11 protein-coding genes are annotated in these 18,834 nt (G+C 73.4%); 4 read left to right on the top strand and 7 right to left on the bottom strand.

Annotation, left to right across the window (positions count from 1 at the left end):
* The first annotated feature begins 7 nt into the window (after positions 1-7).
* Positions 8-3,625: a DUF5682 family protein gene (locus Acy02nite_RS08015; protein WP_239174436.1), complete on the top strand. Its 3,618-nt coding sequence runs from the start codon at positions 8-10 to the stop codon at positions 3,623-3,625.
* On the top strand, positions 3,622-5,517 hold the full coding sequence (locus Acy02nite_RS08010) for a hypothetical protein (protein ID WP_203739182.1): 1,896 nt from the start codon (positions 3,622-3,624) through the stop codon (positions 5,515-5,517). Before Acy02nite_RS08015 ends, Acy02nite_RS08010 begins: the two co-directional genes overlap by 4 nt.
* A 53-nt stretch (positions 5,518-5,570) precedes the next feature.
* On the opposite strand, the gene Acy02nite_RS08005 is transcribed toward Acy02nite_RS08010, so the two are convergent.
* The gene (locus tag Acy02nite_RS08005) at positions 5,571-7,856 is read right to left on the bottom strand and encodes a putative bifunctional diguanylate cyclase/phosphodiesterase (protein ID WP_203739181.1); all 2,286 of its coding nucleotides are present in this window, start codon (positions 7,854-7,856) and stop codon (positions 5,571-5,573) included.
* Positions 7,857-8,268: 412 nt separating this feature from the next.
* On the opposite strand from Acy02nite_RS08005, the gene Acy02nite_RS08000 reads away from it, so the two are divergent.
* Positions 8,269-9,270, top strand: a complete 1,002-nt coding sequence (locus tag Acy02nite_RS08000) for a glycosyltransferase family 2 protein (protein WP_203739180.1) — start codon at positions 8,269-8,271, stop codon at positions 9,268-9,270.
* Here Acy02nite_RS08000 and Acy02nite_RS07995 read toward each other — a convergent pair.
* On the bottom strand, positions 9,206-10,702 hold the full coding sequence (locus Acy02nite_RS07995) for a glycosyltransferase family 2 protein (RefSeq protein ID WP_239174462.1): 1,497 nt from the start codon (positions 10,700-10,702) through the stop codon (positions 9,206-9,208). The two genes, Acy02nite_RS08000 and Acy02nite_RS07995, sit on opposite strands and share 65 nt — an antisense overlap.
* Before the next feature lie 98 nt (positions 10,703-10,800).
* Positions 10,801-12,063: a glycosyltransferase family 4 protein gene (locus tag Acy02nite_RS07990; RefSeq protein ID WP_203739288.1), complete on the bottom strand. Its 1,263-nt coding sequence runs from the start codon at positions 12,061-12,063 to the stop codon at positions 10,801-10,803.
* 108 nt (positions 12,064-12,171) lie between these two features.
* On the opposite strand from Acy02nite_RS07990, the gene Acy02nite_RS07985 reads away from it, so the two are divergent.
* Positions 12,172-13,770 (top strand): glycosyltransferase family 4 protein, encoded by a 1,599-nt coding sequence (locus Acy02nite_RS07985; RefSeq protein WP_203739178.1) that lies wholly within the window; start codon positions 12,172-12,174, stop codon positions 13,768-13,770.
* Positions 13,771-13,800: 30 nt separating this feature from the next.
* On the opposite strand, the gene Acy02nite_RS07980 is transcribed toward Acy02nite_RS07985, so the two are convergent.
* The 4 genes from Acy02nite_RS07980 to Acy02nite_RS07965 form a co-directional block, all read right to left on the bottom strand.
* Complete coding sequence (locus tag Acy02nite_RS07980; protein ID WP_275407291.1) at positions 13,801-14,307, bottom strand: DUF4232 domain-containing protein; 507 nt, start codon at positions 14,305-14,307, stop codon at positions 13,801-13,803.
* A gap of 187 nt (positions 14,308-14,494) precedes the next feature.
* Entirely contained in the window at positions 14,495-16,327 is a 1,833-nt protein-coding gene (locus tag Acy02nite_RS07975; protein ID WP_203739176.1) for an AMP-dependent synthetase/ligase, read from the bottom strand.
* A gap of 81 nt (positions 16,328-16,408) precedes the next feature.
* Entirely contained in the window at positions 16,409-17,104 is a 696-nt protein-coding gene (locus Acy02nite_RS07970) for a DUF6308 family protein (RefSeq protein WP_203739175.1), read from the bottom strand.
* A 59-nt stretch (positions 17,105-17,163) separates the two neighbouring features.
* Positions 17,164-18,828 carry an acyl-CoA dehydrogenase family protein gene (locus Acy02nite_RS07965; protein WP_239174434.1) on the bottom strand — a complete coding sequence of 555 codons (1,665 nt, stop codon included), beginning with the start codon at positions 18,826-18,828 and terminating at the stop codon, positions 17,164-17,166.
* Between the last annotated feature and the right edge of the window lie 6 nt (positions 18,829-18,834).

Here is an 18,834-nt window from a genome sequence, read left to right as displayed (position 1 = left end):
CCCCCACGTGCCCACCGGAGGGACCGGCCCCGGCACGGCCGCCGAGCCGACTGACCCGCGGGCGGTCGTCGAGCGGCTCGCCGGGGATCCGCGGGTGCTCCTCATCGGGGTGCGGCATCACTCGCCGGTGCTGGCCGCGGCCGTGCCGGCACTGCTCGACGCGTTCCGGCCGGAGTCGGTGCTGGTCGAGCTGCCCGCGGAGATGCAGCCGTGGATCACGTGGCTGTCCGATCCGGATACCGTCGCGCCGGTCGCTCTGGCAGCGGCCGGCGCGGACCGGCCGACGGCGTTCTACCCGTTCGCGGACTTCAGCCCCGAGCTGGCGGCGGTCCGCTGGGCACGGCAGGCCGGGGTGCCGGTGATCTGCGGGGACCTGCCGTTGACCGATTCTGCCTGGGCTGCGGAACGGTCGTCCGGCGCCTCCGCGCCCGGGCTCGGTGACGCCGTGCAGGCCGGCCTGTCCGGGCGGGCCGGTGACGATCTCTGGGATCGGTGGGTCGAGGCGGAGGCGCCCGGGAGCCCGCCCGAGGCGGTCCGGCGGGCGGCCCTCGCGGCCGGTTGGGCACTGCGGCAAGACTCTTCGGCGTACGGCGCCGAGCCGCTCGACCTGCGCCGCGAAGCCTGCATGCGGGGCCATCTGGAGCGCACCCCCGGCCGGATCGCCGCCGTCGTCGGGGCTTTCCACGCGCCCGCCCTGCTCCACCGTGACACTTCCCGCGCTACAGCGGCTCCAGGCGCTTCCCGTGCTTCCGATGCGGGCAGAACGGCCACGTCCGGTGCCGACGTCGTGGTCTCGCTCGTGCCGTACACGTTCGACCTGCTGGACGCGCGCTCCGGCTATCCGGCGGGGATCCGGGATCCGCGCTGGCAGCAGGCCGTCCTCGAGAGCGGCGCCGACCCAGAACGGTTGCGGCAGGCAGCGGACCGGATCGCCGTCGAGGTCACCCGCGCGCTGCGTGAGCAGGGCCAGCCCGCCGGCCCGGGTGAGGCCGCCGAGGTGGCCCGCCTGGCCGGGGACCTCGCCGGGCTGCGGCGGCTGCCGGCGCCCGGGCGGGGTGAGCTGGTCGAGGCCCTGCAGACGGTGCTCGCCCAGGGCGCCCCGGCCGGTGCGGGGCGCGGCGTGGCCCGCGCCATGGAGGAGGTCCTGATCGGACGCCGGCGCGGGCGGCTGCCCCGGGGCGTGCCGATCACCGGCCTGCGCCCGGCGGCCGAGCGGGAGATGGCCGCGCTGAAGCTGCCCGGGCCGGGCCGGCCGTATCGGCGGGTTCGCCTGGACCCGCTCCGCTCCCCCACCGACCGTGCCCGTGAGCTGGCGATCCGGCGGATGTCGGCGTGCGGCGCGGCCTACGGGGAGACGGGATTCACCGGGCCGGTCGCCGGCGGGGAGACGCTCACGAGCACCTGGCGGATCGAGTGGACCCCGGCCACCGACGCGGGGCTCGCCCTGGCCGGGCTGCACGGGGTCACCCTCGCCCAGGCCGCCGAGGGCATGCTCGCCACCCGGCGCCGCCGGGAACGGCAGGCCGGCGGCCCGACCGCGGACGAGGCTCTGGCCGGCCTCGAACAGGCAGCGGTGTGCGGGCTGCCGGACCTCGTGCGGCTCCGGCTCGCCGACGTGCGTCAGGCGGTGTGCCACGGCGGTGACATCCGGCAGATCATCGCGGCGTTGCACCTGGTCGGCCGCATCGAACGCGGCCACGTGCCGGGCCTCCTGCCGCCCGGGCCGGACATGGCGACGCTCGTGCCGGGAGCCACCCGGCACGAGCCGGACCCCGCAGCCGCCGAGGCTGCCGGGGCGACCCAGGACGAGCCGCACCCGGTGTTCGCGGGGCCGGCCGGGACGACCCGGGACGAGCTGCACGCGGCGGCCGTCGCGGCGGTCGCCGGGCTGGCCGGGTCGACCCGGGTCGAGGACGCGCGGGCGCTGCTCGACCTCGTGCAGGCGGCCGACGAGGCCGGGCGACGGCTGCGGCTCGGGCGTGCCGTCCAGGGCCTGGTCAGGGACGGGTCACCGCTGATGAGCGGGGCGGCGAACGCGGTCGCGGTGCTGCTCGGGCACGAGGAGCCGGCGGCGTTCGGCGCGCGGCTGGCATCCTGGGTGGACCTGCCGGAGCCGGGCGCGACCGATCGGCTGCGCGGGGCGCTCAGCGTGGCCGGGGCGTTGCTGCAGGCCGGCGGGGAGTTCCTGGATCCGCTGGTGGACGCCGTGGAACGGATGCCGGACGACCAGTTCGTCCGGCGCCTGCCCGCTCTGCGCGGAGGTTTCGACGCGCTGAGCCCGGCCGACCGCGATCGTCTCCTGCACACGGTCACCGAACGTCACGGCGTGATCGATCAGCACCTGGCCGCCGACGCCGCCACGGTCGCCGGCTGGGTCGCGGCCGATCGGGCCGGGCTGGCCGCGTTGACGGCTCTCGGGCTGGGCCCGCCCGCCGCCGATCCCGGAGCGTCAGCCGGCCCCGCGACGGGCGGTGCGCCACCCTCCCCCACCGGCAGCCCTGATCACGCCGCCGCCCCGGACCTGCCGGCCATGCCGGCCGGTGAGCGGTGGCGGCTGCTGCTCGGGCGGGAGAAGGAGAAGCTGTCGGGGCAGGGGCGGCGACTGGCCACGGCGCTCGACGAGCTCTACGGGGCCGGGCGGGGCGAGGGCGCCTACACGGTGGACGGGGGCGGGGCGGGGCGCGAGACGGCGTACCCGGAAATCAGGGTCTGGCTCGACGATCTCGAGGATCTCTTCGGCGCGCCGGTACGCGACGAGGTGCTGGCCAGGGCCGCCGAGCGTGGCCGGCTCGACGCGGTGCTGGCAGCCGACCCGGAACGTGTCCGGCCCTCGATCGACCTGCTGCACGCGGTGCTGTCGATGGCCGGTGGTCTCCCGGAGGCCCGGCTGGCGAAGCTGCGCCCGCTCGTCGCACGGCTCACCGACGAGCTCACCGCGCAGCTCGCGCGACGGATCCGGCCCGCGCTGACCGGGCTGGGCACGCCCCGGCCGACGCGGCGCCCGACGGGCCGGCTCGATCTGGCGGCGACCGTGCGGCGCAATCTGCACGCCGTACGTCAGGATCCGGCCGGAAGGCCGCAGATCGTGCCGGAGCGCCCGGTGTTCCGCAGCCCGGGACGACGCACCGTGGACTGGCAGGTGATCCTCCTCGTCGACGTCTCCGGCTCGATGGAGGTGTCGACGATCTGGGCGGCGCTGACCGCATCGGTGCTGGCCGGCGTGCCCGCCCTGCGGACCTGTTTCGTCACGTTCTCGACCGAGGTGATCGACCTGACCGATCGGGTCGGCGATCCGCTGTCACTGCTCCTGGAGATCAAGGTCGGCGGCGGTACGCACATCGCCGCCGCACTCCGTTACGCCCGGCAGATCGCCGTCGTGCCGAGCCGGACCCTCGTCGTCACGATCAGTGACTTCGAGGAGGGGTGGCCGGTCGGTGACCTGCTCGCCGCGGTCCGCGCCCTGGTCGACGACGGGGTGACGACGCTCGGGTGCGCGAGCCTGGACGACAGGGGCCGCCCGCGGTACAGCACGGGCGTCGCCTCGCAGCTGGCCGGGGCGGGGATGCCGGTCGCGGCGCTGAGCCCGGCGGAGCTCGCCGGATGGATCGGGGAGCACGTCCGATGAGCCTTCCACCGGTTGCTCCCGCCGTGGCCGCCGAGGCGGTGGCGGCGCTGCCCGCCCGGCTGCGCAAACGGCTGGACGAGGTCGTCGCGCAGGTCACGACCTGGGCCGTCGAGGTCACCGGCGACGGCGTGACGGTCCGGCCGGACGAGCAGGTCGCGGTCACGCTGAAGGCGACGGTCAGGACGGCGGAGGATGCCGTCTGCGGTTGCCTGCTGGCGCCACGCTGCCTGCATCGGGCGGCCGTCCTGAACGCCGCGCCCGTGTTGACGGAGTCGCCGACACCGGCCGTGGCTCCCGCCGGCGCAGCACAAGCGGAACAACTCGACGCCCCACCGGTCACCACCGCACAGCTCGACGCGGCGCAGGTCACCACCGCACAGCTCGACGCGGCGCACGGTCTCTGGGAAGCCGCGGCCGCGGTCCTGGCCAACGGCCTGCCCGGCGCGGGCGCGGTCACCCAGGCCGACCTGCTGCGCGCGGTGCACCAGGCCCGCGCGACCGGCCTGCACGGCCCGGCCGCCGCCGCGATCCGGCTCGTCGAGCGGCTCCGCGCCGGCCGGCGTGACGATCCGGCCTTCCGTCTGGCCGAGCTCACCGACGACCTGCGCGAGGTCCTGGTCGCCTGCCATCGGCTGAAGAGCGGCGACGGCGGGGCGGCAGGGTCCGCCCGTCGCGACTACGAGCCGGTCGGCGACCTCCGGTTGTACGGGCTGTTCTGCGAACCGGTCCGCGCCGCGACCGGGCACGCCGGGGCGGCGACGTACCTGGCGGACGCGAGCGGACGCCTCTGGGTGATCTCCGACGTCAGGCCCGCCGAGCGGCCGGCCACCGCGTCCGCGGTCCGGGCCCCGGTCGATCTCGGTGACGTCCGGCTCAGCCATCACGAGCTGGCCCGGGCCGGTCTGCGAGCGGTCAACGCGCACGCCTCCGCGACCGGGCGGCTCAGCCACGGCCGCGCCCGGCAGGCGGTGTCCGCGTCCGGCGCCGGTTGGTTCGAGCCGCCGCTCGACGCGCTCTGGCAGGTCCCGCCCGCCGAGCAGGCCGCCCGCTGGCTCGCCGCCGCCGCGCTCCCCGCGCTCGACCGCCCGGCCCCGCACGATCTGGCCTTCCTCGACGGCGTGATCCTCGGCGCCGGCCGCCACGGCCTGCTGCTCGGCGTCGACGGCCTGACCGTGGCCGTTTCGGCGCCGCACGGGGATCCGGCCCTTCCGTACGTGTCGAATCTCCGCCTCCTCGCCGCGCACGCCCCCGGCCGGCGGGTCCGGCTGATCGGCCGTTTCACCGGCCCGCGCCGGGTGGACGGGCTCGCCGTCGCGGCGTCCTGGCTGCCCGCGGCGTCCGGCGGCCACGTCGATCTCGGGGCCACCGCCCTCACCCGCACCGACCTGCCCGACCACCATCCGAGCCCGACCACCCCACCCCGCACCGACCCGCCCGACCACCATCAAGGCCTAACCACCCCGCCCGGTACCGATCCGCCCGGCGGCAGCCCGAACGCCGGCGATCCGGACCGGGCCGAGCACCCGGCCGCCGCTGCCGGCCCCCGGGCTGGTTCCCACGGTCGTCATGAGGGACGAACAACCACCGTGAGAACCAGCCCGCCCCTGCACCTCCTGCGCCACCAGATCGAGCGGGTCGCCGCCGCGGGACGCGCCGTCCTGCTGTCCGGCGTCGACCACGACGCCCGCCGTCTCGCCGAGGCGCACCTGGCCACCGCCGGCACGGTGCTGACCGCGCTGGGCGCCGCCGGGACCCGCCGTACGCGGGATGTCTTCGGACGCCTCGACCCGCACGACACCGACCGCTTGGCCAAGGCGTGGCTGGCCGCGGCGGTCTTCGAACACGCCGCCGGCCAGGAGTCGACCCGCCAGTCCTGGGCCGCGCACGACTGACCGCGGCGGCCTGCCGAACCCCGCCGGGCCGGGCGCCGGCACAGCGGAACGGCTCAGACGGCGGCCGGTGAGCGTTCCGCGGCCCGCAGCTGGACGATCCGCCCCGGCGGGACCGGCCGCGACCAGTAGTAGCCCTGCCCGTACTGGTATCCGAGGCTCCGCAGCAGATCCCGCTGCTCCGCCGTCTCGATCCCCTCCGCCACCGATCCCAGCTCGAGCGCCGAGGCCATCTGACTGACCGCCGTGGCCACCGCCGACTGCCGCCCCACCGTGTTGATCGACTCGACGAACGACCGGTCCAGCTTCAGCGTGGTGACCGGGCAGGTCAGCAGCAGTCCCAGCGAGGAGGCCGCGGTCCCGAAGTCGTCCAGGGCGAGCTTCACCCCGAGGCCGCGCAGCGCCACGAGCGCCGCGTTCGACTCCTCGTCGTCGAGCACCGCGGTCTCGGTCACCTCGATGCTGAGCGCTTCGGGCGGCAGCTTGTTCACGGAGAGCGCGGCCGCCACGTCAGCGACCAGTTCCGGGTCCCGCAGCTGCCGCCCGGCCACGTTGACACCGACGGTGAACGGGCCGGGGAGCTCCGAGCGCCATTCCGCGGCCTGCCGGCACGCCTCGCGCAGCGCCCACCGCCCGATCGCCACGATCTGCCCGGTCCGTTCCGCGATCGGGATGAACTCGGCGGGCGACACCGTCCCGCGGGTCGGGTGGTTCCATCGGATGAGCGCTTCGACCCCGGTCATCCGCTCGTCGGACAACCGCACGATCGGCTGGTAGACCAGGCTGAACTCGTTCTCGTCGATGGCCGTGTTCATCTCCCGGATGAGGACGGCCTCGGCGCTGATCCGGGAGCCCATCTCCTCGGTGTACGCCACCCACATGCCCTTGCCGCGACGTTTCGCCTCGTACATCGCGATGTCGGCGTTGCTGAGCAGCGTCTGCGGGTCGTCGCCGGGCCGCGCCTGGGTGACGCCGACGCTGGCCCGGGTGACGATCGTGTGGTGCTGGATCTCGACGGGTTCGGCGAGGCGGCGCAGGATCTCCGCGCAGACCCGCCCGGCCACGTCGGGGCTCGCCCCGGGGAGCAGCACCGCGAATTCGTCGCCGCCGAGCCGGGAGACCACGTCGTCGGCGCGCACCGCGGCCCGCAGCCGGACGGCGACCTCGACGAGCAGCGTGTCACCGGACGCGTGCCCCATCGTGTCGTTGATCGTCTTGAAGTCGTCGAGGTCGATGAGCAGCACCGCGCCGTTGCCGTCGCAGTCGCGCATCAGGCTGTCGCGCATCAGCTCGCCGAAGTGGGTGCGGTTGGCGAGCCGGGTCAGCCCGTCGTAGGACGCCCGGTCACGCAACTCCTGCATGGCGGTGTCGAGACGGCCGAGCAGCAGAGAGTTGTCGTGGAACGCGACCAGCTGCCGCCCGGCGACCAGGCACGTGATGACGACGACGCCGACCGTCGCGCCGTACATCTGGGAGCTGGTCGTCTCCGGCAACATCATGAAGAAGACGACGAACGTGATGCCGATCATCCCGTACGGCAGCAGGCTGTACGGCCGTCGTTTGACCGGCTGGTGTGCCTCGCCGGAACGCACGATCACCTGCTGGATCCACGGTCCGAGAGCGATCAGCAGGGACGGGGCGAGGCGGATCACGAAGACGTACGGATGCTCGAGGGTCTGGAAGTCGCCGGGCAGGAACGTGGCCACACCCTGGACCATCGCGGCGCAGACCATCGGCCACGCCGCGATCCGGCGCATCGGCGGCGACTGGACCAGCGCGACCTTGGTCGCCGAGAACGTCGCGACGAGCACGAGCGCCGCGGTGACGCTGTCGTTGACCCGGTTCACGTCACCGCCGGCGACCGGGTTGAACGCGAAGCACCAGGCCACGACGCCGCCGCCGACCAGGACGGTGGTCGCGTCGAGCCAGAAGACGAATCTCTCGCGGAGCGTGGTCAGCCCCTGCGGGAAGATCAGGCAGGCGATGACGTTGCTGCTCATGCCGATGGCGAAGAAGATCGTCTGCACCGCGCCACCGTCCAGCGACGGGGAGCCGGGCGCGATCAGCGTCTGCAGGGCCTGGACCGAGTCGCCGGCCGCGAAGCAGGCGCCGGCGAAGCTGATCATCGACCAGAAGCGGCGGAATCGGATATGCGCGAGCTGCCGCAGCCGCCATCCGCCGTAGGCGAGCGCCGCGTCGAGCGGCACCTGCGCCACCCAGTAGACGCGGACCTGGTCGAGCGTCCGGCCGTCCAGCGCGAAGAACAGCACGCAGCCGAGCAGTGTGAGACCTACCAGCGCGAGCAGGACCGGATCCCGCCGCAGCCGCCCGAACGTCGTCACCCATGCCCTCCCCGGTCCCGTCCTGATAAAGATCGGACAAGATCGGCAGGATCCGAGGACTTTTCAGGGATCCGGCCACGCAACAAGATGAGATCAAGGTCTTCCTTGCCTATCTCCGCCGTGGTCCGGACCGCCGCTCCCGCGGGGACCCTTCCGGGCCGAGCAGGGCGCTGGCGCGCCCAGAACGCTCACCCCGCAAGGGCGACGTCCGTGGGTGGTCGCGGTCACAAGGACCCACGCGAGGCCCGCGACCGGCCAGGCAAGCAGCGCGGCTCACCGCTCCGGCTGGTTCTGGTGGGCGTTATTCGTCCCGAATAACGCCCACCAGAACCAGCCGGAGGAGCGACGCGCGTCGCGGACACACCATGCGTGGTGCACCCGCCCGGCACGGCCCGCCCTCTACGTTCGGATGATGCTCGCCGAACCGGACGTCAGCGTGGTCGTCCCGACCCGCTTCCGCCCCGATCTCGTGACCCGCGCCGTCCGCAGCGCGCTCGCACAGACCCACCCGTCCCTTGAGGTCGTCGTCGTGGTCGACGGCCCGGACGACGCGACCGTCGAGGCGCTGGCCGCGCTCGGCGACGAGCGGGTCCGCGTGGAGGTGCTGCCCGAGCGGGGTGGCGCGCCGAACGCCCGGAACGTCGGCGCCCAGCGCGCGAGGGGGAAGTGGACGGCCTATCTCGACGACGACGACGAGTGGCTGCCCCAGAAGCTGGCCGTGCAGTTGCGCCTGGCCGAGCAAGCCAGGGCCGCCGGGGCCGCCGGGGCCGCCACGCCGATCATCGCCAGCCGGTTGATCAACCGCACGCCGCGCGCCGACTCGATCATGCCGCGCCGCCTGCCCACGCCGGGAGAGCCGCTCAGCGAGTACCTGACCGTGCGCCGCGGCCTGTTCTACGGCGACGGCTTCATCCAGACCTCCACGATCCTGGCCCCCACCGAGCTGTTCCGCCGGGTGCCGTTCACCGTCGGCCTGCGCCGCCAGCAGGAGCTGGACTGGACGCTGCGCGCCACCCGGCACGACGACGTCGAGCTGATCTTCGCGCCGGAGCCGCTCGTCCTGTGGCACCAGGACGAGGACCGCGAGCGGATCAGCCTGGAGATGCCGTGGCGCGAGCAGCTGGAGTGGCTGCGGGCGAGCCGTCCGCTGTTCACCCCGCGGGCGTACGCGGCGTTCGCGATGAGTGTGCTCGCCTCGATGGCCGCAACCACCCGCAGCCTCGCGGTGTTCCGCGAGGTGCTCGCCGAGGCGCGGAGCAACGGGCGTCCCGGCGCCGTGGACTACCTGACCTACCTGCAGATCTGGGCGCTGCCGCCGGGTCTGCGCGGCAAACTGCGCGACGCCGTGCTCAGCCGGCGGCCCGCTTCAGGCGGGAGGGGCGCGGCAGGCGGGACAACACCCGGCGAGCGGTGAGCGGCACCACCGAGATCATCAGCCGGCCGGACTCGTCGACGGTCGGGGCGATCGCGAAGATGCGGCCACCGCGGCGCCGGACCAGCGGCCGCGGCATCCGGGCGCGCGCCGCGCGGACGGCCGCCGCCCCGGCGGCGCCGGTAGCGGTCTGCGCGCCGAGGGCGTGCGCCGGGTCGAACGGGCCCGGTTGCGCCGAGACCGCCCGCCGCTGGCCGGAGTCGCCGCTGCGGGCCAGCACCTCGGCCACGTCCAGCCGGATCAGCACGTCGGACTCGCGAACGGTGACCGAGGCCGGGATCTCCTCCGCGCTCACGCTCTGCGGCCGCCCGCCGGTCGCGGTGATCACCAGGTGGTCGTCGGCCCACGCGAAGGACGTCGCGTCGAGCTTGGCGTCCCAGTCCGGCACGTCGGTCACGTCGAAGCACGCGTCGGGCAGCCGGCCGAAGCCCGGGTACGCGGCGTAGCGGCGGCCGTCGCGCTCCACGGTCGGCGGCACGCCCGCCTCGGCGTCCTGCCGGATCACGGCGAGCAGGTCGTCGAGCTGACCGTGCCGGGCGACGGCGAGCCGGATGCGGGTCTCGGGGCCGAGCCGCTCGGCGATCCAGTCCGTCAGGTACGCCTCGGCGAGCCGCCCCACCGTCGCGTGCAGTTGCTCCTGGGTCGGCCGGTCGAGTTTCAGCACGTCGTCCTCGAGGAGACGGGCCACCTCGTGATCGAAGCGGTGGACCATGATCGCGTCGCGGCGGGGGCCGGCCTCGATCAGGTTCGCCACGTACGTGACGATCTTGTCCACGGTCTCGATGCGCAGGCCGTGCCGGCTCAGGTACGTGATGTTGGTCGCGCTGAAACGGCGTACCGCGAAGTAGTAGTCGTAGTCGGCGAGCACCGAGATCCTGCGGGCGTGGAAGCACGCCGCGAGCGTGAACGGCAGGTCGCTGCCGATCCGCATGTCCTCCGGGTACCGGATCGTGTGCTGCTCCAGCAGCTCACGGCGGAACAGCTTGGTGTTGGCCAGCGACCGGGGCAGCGGCGAGTCGAACAGGTCCAGGTCGGGCTCGCTGCGCTGGTAGATGTCCTGGTAGATGTGGCGGCTGTTGACGCCGACGACCCGGCCCAGCACCACGTCCGAGCCGTACTCGTCGGCCGCCGCGACCAGGCGCTGCAGCGCTTGGGGGCCGAGCAGGTCGTCGGCGCCGATGAAGAACACGTAGCGGCCGGTCGCCGCCTCGATGCCGCGGTTGAACGGCCCCGCCGGGCCGCCGGAGTTCTCCTGGTGGATGACGGTGAACAGCCCCGGGTGGCGACGGGCGAAACGGTCCAGCTCGGCGCCGCTGCGGTCGGTGGAGCCGTCGTCGACAGCGACGATCTGCATGCGCCCCGCGCCGATGGTCTGCCGGACCAGCGAGTTCAGGCACTCGGTCAGGTACGGCATGGTGTTGTAGACGGCCACCACCACGGTGACGTCGGGGCCGTCTCCGGGCTGTGGCGCAGGTGCTCCGGCCGAGCCGGAGGAATCGCTCGCCAGCTCGCTCATGCCAACAGCTCCTGATAGAGGGTGTTCAACCGGGCCGCCTGCGCTTCCCACGTCCAGCCGGTCAACGGGCTGTCCGGCCCGTCGTAGACCGCCCGGTAGCGCTTCGGGTCAGCGAGGATAGCGCGGACCGCCCGCGCCAGGTCGGCCGCGTCCCGGGCACGGAACACCTCGCCCTGCCCGGTGGCACGCACCGTCTCGGCCATCGCCTTCACGTCGCTCACCACGATCGGGAGCCGGGCGTGCGAGTACTCGAAGAACTTGGTGATCAGCGCGATCTCGTGGTTCGGCCAGTGGTGGATCGGGATCACCCCGATGTCGGCCGGCGCGAGGAAGCGGAACACCTGGTCGGCCGGGACGTAGGGCACCGCGTGCACCCGGTCGGAGGCCGCGGTCAGCGCGGTGATGTGCGGCGCCGACGGATCCTGCACGACCAGCGCGAGGTGCACCCCCGGCAGCGACGGCAGCGCCTCCACGATCGTGTCCAGGCCACGCTGCGGGCTGGACGAGCCGCTGTACACCAGCAGTGGCGTCTCGGGGCCCACCCCGCAGAGCGCCCGCAGGTCGGGCACGCCCTCGTCGGCCGTCCGGGCCGGCGCGTTCAGCACCACGCCCGGCTTACGGGCCAGGTTGTGCTCCTTCTGGAGCAGCTCGGCGAGCGCCTCCGAGACGGTGACGACCGCGTCCGCGTACGGCACGTATTCGCGCTCGTAGGCCAGATGCGCCGGCAGCCAGCGGGCGTTGTCGCGCCGCGGCCGTGCGCCCGGCAGGAACTCGTGCGCGTCCCAGACCAGCTTGACGTCCCGTCCGGCCTCGGCGGCACGCTGCTTGGCCCGCGCGCCGACGCCCAGCATCCGGAAGTCGTGCGCGTGGATCAGCTCCGGCGCCAGCTCGTCGATGACCTTGCCGAACGCCCGCTCGTAGTTCCACAGGCCGGGCTCGAGGCGCCGCCACGCGCGGTCGCCCTCCTTGTTCAGCCAGTAGCGGACCTGTGCCCGCTCGACCGGCCGGCGCGCCTTGCGGGCCATCGCGAGCGGCAGCCCGCCCCGCTCGACCAGCTTGCGTTTGAGGCCACCGCCACCACCGCCACCGGCGGAACCGCCCATCGGCAGCAGGCGCACTTGCGCCTCACCTATCCGCCAGTGGTGCTCGGCGTTGTCGGGCGAGCAGCCCAGGAGGGTTACGTTCCAACCGGCTTCGGCCGCCGACCGCGCGGTCTTCTGGACCCGCGAGTCGCCGTGCACCCCGTTGTCGACGAGCATGACAACCTTCATGATGGCGCGAGTGTACGGTCACCCCGGGGCCAGGAGATCAACAAGGGTCCCCGTACACCTGCTGGACGACTTCTGCTCACCTAACCCCCTCCCCGGATGACTATGAACATCACCTACCTGGCTCTCGGAACGCGGCGACTCCGCGCAGCCGCCGCCTGCACCGCCCGGCTCGCCGCCGAGGGCCACACGGTCACTCTCGTCCGCGTCGACGATCCGGCCTGGGACACCGTATCCGTCCCGAAGTCCGTCGAACTGCGCCCGGTGACGTCCCGCGCCGAGGCCCGGCGGCTGGCCGGGAAGGCCGAGGTCACCTACGCGGGTGACGCCGAGGCGCTCGCCGCGGTCTACGGCATGGACGTCCGCCTCGAACCTTCCCCCGAGCCGGACCGGCAAACCGCCCCGGCCGATCTGGCGGTGGTCACCCCGTGGTACCCGTCGCCCGACGACCCGTTCGCGGGGGCGTTCGTCCGCGCGTCGACCGCCGCTGTCCGCGACCGCTTCACGCGCGTCTCGGTGCTGCACACCCAGAGCTGGTTCTACCCGCCGGGGCGCCTGCGCGGCCAGCTGCTGGGCGTCGCCGCGGAACGACAGGCGGTCCGCTCCGGCAACGCCGTCGTCCTCGACGAGCCGGAGGCCGAGGTCACCAGGGTCGCCGTCCCGACCCCGGCCGGGGGCGACTATCTGGCGTACGGCGACGAGCAGACCGCCGCCCTGAAAGCGGCCCTGCCCACCGGCCGTATCGAGGCCCCGGTCGTGCACGCGCACACCGGCATCATGGCCGGCGTGGTGGCCGCCCGGCTCGCCCGCCCGGACGCCCGGGTCGTGGTGACCGAGCACTCCACGTTCCTGAGCAAGGTCTTCGCCCAGCCGGGCGCCCAGCGCCGTTACGCCGAGATGCTGGACCGCGCCGACGCCCTGCTCTGCGTCAGCGAGAGCCTGCGCGCCCAGGTCGCGGGCTACTTCCCCGGTCACGCCGCGAAGCTGCAGGTCGTGCCGAACGCGATCGACTTCAGCACGTTCACGGTCCGGCCCGAGCCGCCGGAGGCGCCGGACCGCTGGCTCTACCTGGGCCGCCTGATGGAGCACAAGGGCGTGCTGACCCTGCTCGACGCGTTCACCCGGGTCGCCGCCGAGGACCCGGCGCCCACCCTGACACTGGTCGGCACCGGCCCGCTCGCCGCCGAGATCGACGCCCGGGTGCGGGCTGCCGGGCTGACCGGCCGCGTCACCCGGCGCGACCCGGTCGAGCCGGACCAGGTCTCGGCGCTGCTGCACGAGCACGACGTGCTCACCCACGCCAGCGTGCGCGAGACGTTCGGCATGACGATCGTCGAGGCGGTCGCCACCGGCACCCCGGTCCTGGTCGCGCTGAGCGAGGGCCCGGCCGAGACGCTGGCCGGGCTGCAGGAGACCGCGGGCGCGGTCTTCGAGCCGACCACCGACCCGGCCGTGATCGTCGAGGCGTACCACCGGTTGAAGGCGCGCTTCGCCGCGCTGGACCTGCCCGGCGCGCGGGACACGCTGAACGACCGCTACGGCCGCGAGGCGGTCGCCGCCCGGCTCGCCGAGGCGTACTCGGGCGGGACCGGTGGGGGCAAGCCGATGCCGCTCCCGGCCCGCCGCAACGGCACCGGGTCGCCGTTGCCCGAGGCCACCGCCCGGGCCGCCCGCCGCGTCGTCCGCAAGTTCACCTGACCGCGGCCCCTGCCACGTTCCCCCGGCCGTTCAGGGCACCGGCCGGGCCGGGGCCGTCGACGCCGAGGCGTTCGGGTCGAGCCGCCACGGGCTGACGCCGATCCGGCCGGTGCTGCCCAGGTCCAGGCCGCCGTCCGGGGCGATGACCTGCGCCGGGCGGCCGGCCAGCGGCGCCACCTCCAGATACTTCACGGTCACCGGCCCGTTCCGGATGTCGTCGTAGGTGTTGCGCCAGGCCACAACGGTGGTGGCCCGCTGGCCGGGTTTCAAGGTGACCGGCTTCGGCGGCCCGCTCCAGTCCGGGACGGACCCGGTGATCTCCTCGACACCCTTCAGCACGTTCACGTCGAGAACCGCGCGGTCCTCGTCGAGCGACCGCACCACGGGGTAGCCGTCGACCCGGTAGGTGCCCCGGCCGCAGTTGGTGAGCGTCACGCCGAGCACCCGCAGGCCCGCCGCGGCGTCCCCGTCCCCCACTGCCACGCGCACCCCTTCCGGCGGGCAGGCCGCCGCCGAGGGCGGCGGGCTGGCCGCCACACCGGGAGGCGAGCTGGCAGGGACACTGACGGACACGCCGTCAGCCGCCTCGACAGTTCCCGTACTCGTCTCTCCCACCGGTCGCGCACACCCGGCGAGCAGCACGACGAGAGCCACCGCGGCGGCGGACACGTGGACCCGATCTCCGATCACCGGGCCATCCTGCCCGCCCGCCGCAAGCCGGACGTCATCCGGCGGAGGCCACCTGCTGCTCCCCGGCGTAGAGGTCACCGATCGCCTCCGCGTAGCGGTCGTGGACGACCCGCCGCCGCAGCTTCAGCGTCGGGGTCAGCTCCCCGCTCTCCGGCGTCCACCCGTGCGGCAGGACGTGGAAGCGTTTCACCTGCTCGGGACGGGACAACCGGCCGTTGGCGGCGGCCACCGCCATGGTGATCTCGGCGAGCAGCGCCGGGTTCACCGACAGTGCCGGGAGGGACGTGTCCGTGATCCCCTGCCGCGCGGCCCAGCTCGGCGTGGTCTCGTCGTCGAGGACGATCAGGGCCGTGACGTACGGCCGCCGGTCCCCGACGGCGACCGCCTGCGCGATCAGCGGATGCGCCCGGAGCAGGTTCTCGATCTGGGCCGGCGCGATGTTCTTCCCGCCGGAGCTGATGATCAGCTCTTTCTTCCGGTCGGTGATCGTCAGGAAGCCGTCCGCGTCGAGGGTGCCCACGTCCCCGGTGGCCAGCCATCCGGCGGCGTCGGTGACCGGCGCGACGCTGCCGTCCGGCTGGAGGTACCCGGCGCAGACCAGCGGCCCGCGGACCAGGATCTCCCCGTCCTCGGCGATTCTGAGCTCCATGCCGGCGTTGACCCGCCCGACGGTTCCGGTCCGGAAGTGCTCCGGCGTGTTGATCGTGGCGGTGCCGGTCGTCTCGGTCATGCCCCAGACCTCCAGCACGTCGATGCCGATCCCGGCGAGGTAGAGCAGCACCTCGACGGGGATCGGCGCCGCCCCGCTGCCCGGCCAGACGACGTTGTCCAGGCCGAGCTTGGCCCGCAACGGCCGCAGCACCCGGGTGTCGGCCACGTCGAGCCGGGTCTGCAGCTCGGGCGGCACGGGCTGCTCGGCGCCGCGCAGCCGGTACGCCTGCAGCGCCACCTCGCGGGAGGTCTCCACCGCGGTGCGGACGGCTGGATCGGCCCCGGCGAGCTGCGCCTGGATGCCGGCCACCATCTTCTCCCAGATCCGCGGCACGCCGAAGAACGTGACCGGCCGCACGCTGACCAGCCCGGCGAGCAACCGCGCCGGGTCGCGGCAGATGGTGACGTGCCCGGCCCGGTAGATCGCGTTGTAGACGCTGAGCATCCGTTCCGCGATGTGCGCGAGGGGCAGGTACGCCACGGATGCCGCGTGATCCGGCATCTCGACCGTCGCCTCCAGCACCACGCACTGGTAGATCACGTTGTGGTGGGTGAGCACCACGCCCTTGGGATCGCCGGTGGTCCCGGACGTGTACAGCAGCGTGACCGGCTGCTCGGGCCGGATATCGCGCCACTGGTTGTCGAACGCCTCCGGGTCCGCGGGGTGGGCGGCCACCTCCCGGAAGCTGACCAGCCGATCCCCGGTGAGCGCGTCGTCGAGCACGATGACGTGCTCGAGCTGCGGCAGCGCGGCCAGGGCCTCGGCGCAGCGGGCGAGCTCGGCCTCGCCCTCGACCACGACGATCTTCGCCCCGCTGTGCCGGGCCACGTAGGTGAGCTGCGACGGAGCGAGCGTCGCGTACACGGTGGACGGGATGGCGCCCAGATGCACGGCGGCCAGGTCGGCGATCCAGTGCTCGGGCCGGCTGGACATCAGGATCAACATCCGGTCGCCGGCGCCGAGCCCGAGGCCGGCCAGTCCACGGGAGAACCGGGCCACCCGGTCGCGCAACTCGCGCCAGGTCAGCGTGCCCGGGGGGTCCAGAGTGCTCAGGGCCGGCAGGTCGCCGGACTCGGTGGCGTTGCGGTGCAGCAGGGCGGGAACGGTCAGGCCTCGTGCGGTGTCGGCGCACCGCCGGGCGAGCGAGGGGTCCATGGAGTCGCCTCCTTCGACATGGCCACCGGCGGGGTGGACATGCCGGAACGGTAGACCGTGACCGCCGTCACGTGAAGGGGGTCACATGCCGGGCGGGTCCGGGTGCATCCGGTCGAGCGAGACCGTGCCGAACCCCGGGCAGTCCTGCTCGCGATGCTCCTCGTGGTGGCGCATCCACAGCACCACGTCGAGCACTCGCAGCAGGCTGATCCGGGGCGGCAGTTCGGCCCGGGTCCGCAGTGCGGCGAGCGCCCCGCGCAGCTGCGCGCCGTCCCCGGCGAGCCGGTCGTGCAGCCGCAGCCAGACCTGCTGCGGACGGCCGTAGAGGCAGCGGATCACCCGGTCGTAGACGGGGATCAGATGCGGGCGCTTGCGGGCGATCAGCTTGCCGGCCCGCACGAACCCGACATCGCGCTGATCCCGCAGCAGGGCCCAGGCCTCCGAGATCGCGCTCTGGTTGCCGACGTGCCCGCGAGCGTCGCGGGTGCCCAGCTCCAGATCGGCCGGCACCCGGGCCAGCAAGGCGCCGACCTGTCGGCCGAGATCGCCGTCGAGCAGGTCGAACATGGTCTCCGCGGGAATCACGGCGGAGAGCGCCTGCACCGCGAGCAGGTCGTGCGGGGTGATCACGTCGCGGACGGCGGGCAGGTCCCCGCCGTCCGCGAACCCGTCGAAGCGGCGCCCGGTGAACCGCCGCTCCCCCTTCTCGTCGAAGTAGGCGGCGAGGTCGCCGGGCGCCCGTTCGGCACCGACGACGTCGAGCAGGTCAACGGCCATGCCTGTTTATAGCGTCTTTCACCTGCCGCATCTCGTACGCGGCCGACTCATGGCGTTTTCTACTGCCGCATCTCGTACGCGCCGACGAGCGACAGCACCTGCTCCCAGACCGCCGCGGTGCGGGCCTCGTCAGCGACCGGCCGCAGCACCTGGGCGAGCGCCCACGCGGCCTGCTCGTCGGTGGTCGTCGTCTTGCCGTGCAGCTCCGTCGCGTACTGCGCGAAGTCCCGCACCAGCACCGCGAAGATCTCGTCCAGCAGCGCCGCGTCCACCCCGGTCAGCTCGGCCTGCTCCAGGATCAGGTGCCCGTAGACGACCAGGGCGAACAGCTGCCCGACCGAGAGCAGGAAGTCCAGGTCGGCGTGCTGCTCCTTCGCGACGTCCAGGGTGCACAGCGCGTCGGCCTGCTGCCGGAGACGGGCGACGTTGGGCAGGTGCGCGAAACGGTCGTACGCGATCCGCCAGTCGTGGAACTTGATCGAGCCGAGCCCACGCGCGGGGCCCTGCCGGAACAGGAACTCGTCGTCGGCGGCGTCGTGCCGGGTCGGGACGGGCGCGAAGTCGGCGGGGTCGTGCAGGTAGTTCGGCATGAACTTGAGGATCAGCGCGAGGTTCACGTGCACCGTGCCCTCGAGCTTGGGCAGGCCGCGGATGTCCATCGCCGCCTTGTCGAAGTAGGTGTCGGCCTCGAAGCCCTTGGCCGCGATCACGTCCCACATCAGGTCGACGACCCGTTCGCCCTCGGTCGTGACCTTCATCTTCGTCATCGGGTTGAACAGCAGATAGCGGCGGTCGTCCGGGCCGGCCGAGCGGAAGTAGTCCACGGCACGGTCGCTGAAGAGCTTCATGGCGACCAGCCGGACGTACGCGTCGGTCAGCTCGCGCCGCACGTGCGGGAAGTTCGTGACCGGCTTGCCGTACAGGATGCGCTGGTGGGCGTGCGTGACCGCCTCGTACATGGCGTGCTCGCAGATGCCGATCGCGGCCGTGCACAGGTTGAACTTGCCGACGTTGACGGTGTTCAGCGCGGCGTCGAACGCGGCCTGACCGGTGTGCAGGACGTTCTCCTCGCGCACCGGGTAGTCGCGCAGCTCGAACGTGCTGACGTACATCTGCTTGTTCACGACGTTCTTGATCAGGTGGTAGTCCGGGTGGCGGCTGTCGGCCTCGAAGAAGACGTAGCCGTCCTCGGTCCTGCCGAACACCGACACGAGCCCGGCGACGTTGCCGTTGCCGATGTAGTACTTCGTGCCGTTGGCGACATAGCCCTCGCCGGTGCGCGTGAGCACCATGTCGGTGGAGTAGATGTCCGCGCCGTGCGCCCGCTCGGACAGCCCGAACGCCATCACGTGTCCCTCGTCGAGCAGCCGGGCGGCGCGGGCCCGGGCCACCTCGTTGGCGCTCTGCCAGACCGGCCCGAGACCGAGAACGGTCACCTGCCAGACGTACCAGTAGTCGAGGCCGTAGAAGCCGAGGATCTCGCTGAGCACGGCGTTGCGCGCGGTGTCCCAGCGCTTGTCGCCGCCACCGGGCGTCAGGAACGTCGCGAACAGTCCCTCCTTCGCGGAGAAGGCGAGGAAGTCGTCGTACCAGGAGCGGTTGATGTAGCGCTCGATCAGCGCCTTCTTCCCGCGCTCCTCGAAGAAGTCGACGGTGGCGCGCAGCAGGCGGCGCGTCTCGTCGTCGAACTGCGCGAAGTCGGCCGTGTTCGGGTTGAACAGCACTGTTTC

This window comes from Actinoplanes cyaneus (genome assembly GCF_016862095.1).
GTDB lineage: Bacteria > Actinomycetota > Actinomycetes > Mycobacteriales > Micromonosporaceae > Actinoplanes > Actinoplanes cyaneus.
This window is presented reverse-complemented; position numbering and strand designations above follow the sequence as displayed.

Bases quoted from the DNA above. Each gene is read 5' to 3' on its own strand.
- Acy02nite_RS08000 (WP_203739180.1), top strand. From the start codon at position 8,269: ATGCTCGCCGAACCGGACGTCAGCGTGGTCGTCCCGACCCGCTTCCGC.
- Acy02nite_RS07995 (WP_239174462.1), bottom strand. From the start codon at position 10,702: ATGCCGTACCTGACCGAGTGCCTGAACTCGCTGGTCCGGCAGACCATC.
- Acy02nite_RS07990 (WP_203739288.1), bottom strand. From the start codon at position 12,063: ATGCTCGTCGACAACGGGGTGCACGGCGACTCGCGGGTCCAGAAGACC.
- Acy02nite_RS07970 (WP_203739175.1), bottom strand. From the start codon at position 17,104: ATGGCCGTTGACCTGCTCGACGTCGTCGGTGCCGAACGGGCGCCCGGC.
- Acy02nite_RS07975 (WP_203739176.1), bottom strand. From the start codon at position 16,327: ATGGACCCCTCGCTCGCCCGGCGGTGCGCCGACACCGCACGAGGCCTG.
- Acy02nite_RS07985 (WP_203739178.1), top strand. From the start codon at position 12,172: ATGACTATGAACATCACCTACCTGGCTCTCGGAACGCGGCGACTCCGC.
- Acy02nite_RS08010 (WP_203739182.1), top strand. From the start codon at position 3,622: ATGAGCCTTCCACCGGTTGCTCCCGCCGTGGCCGCCGAGGCGGTGGCG.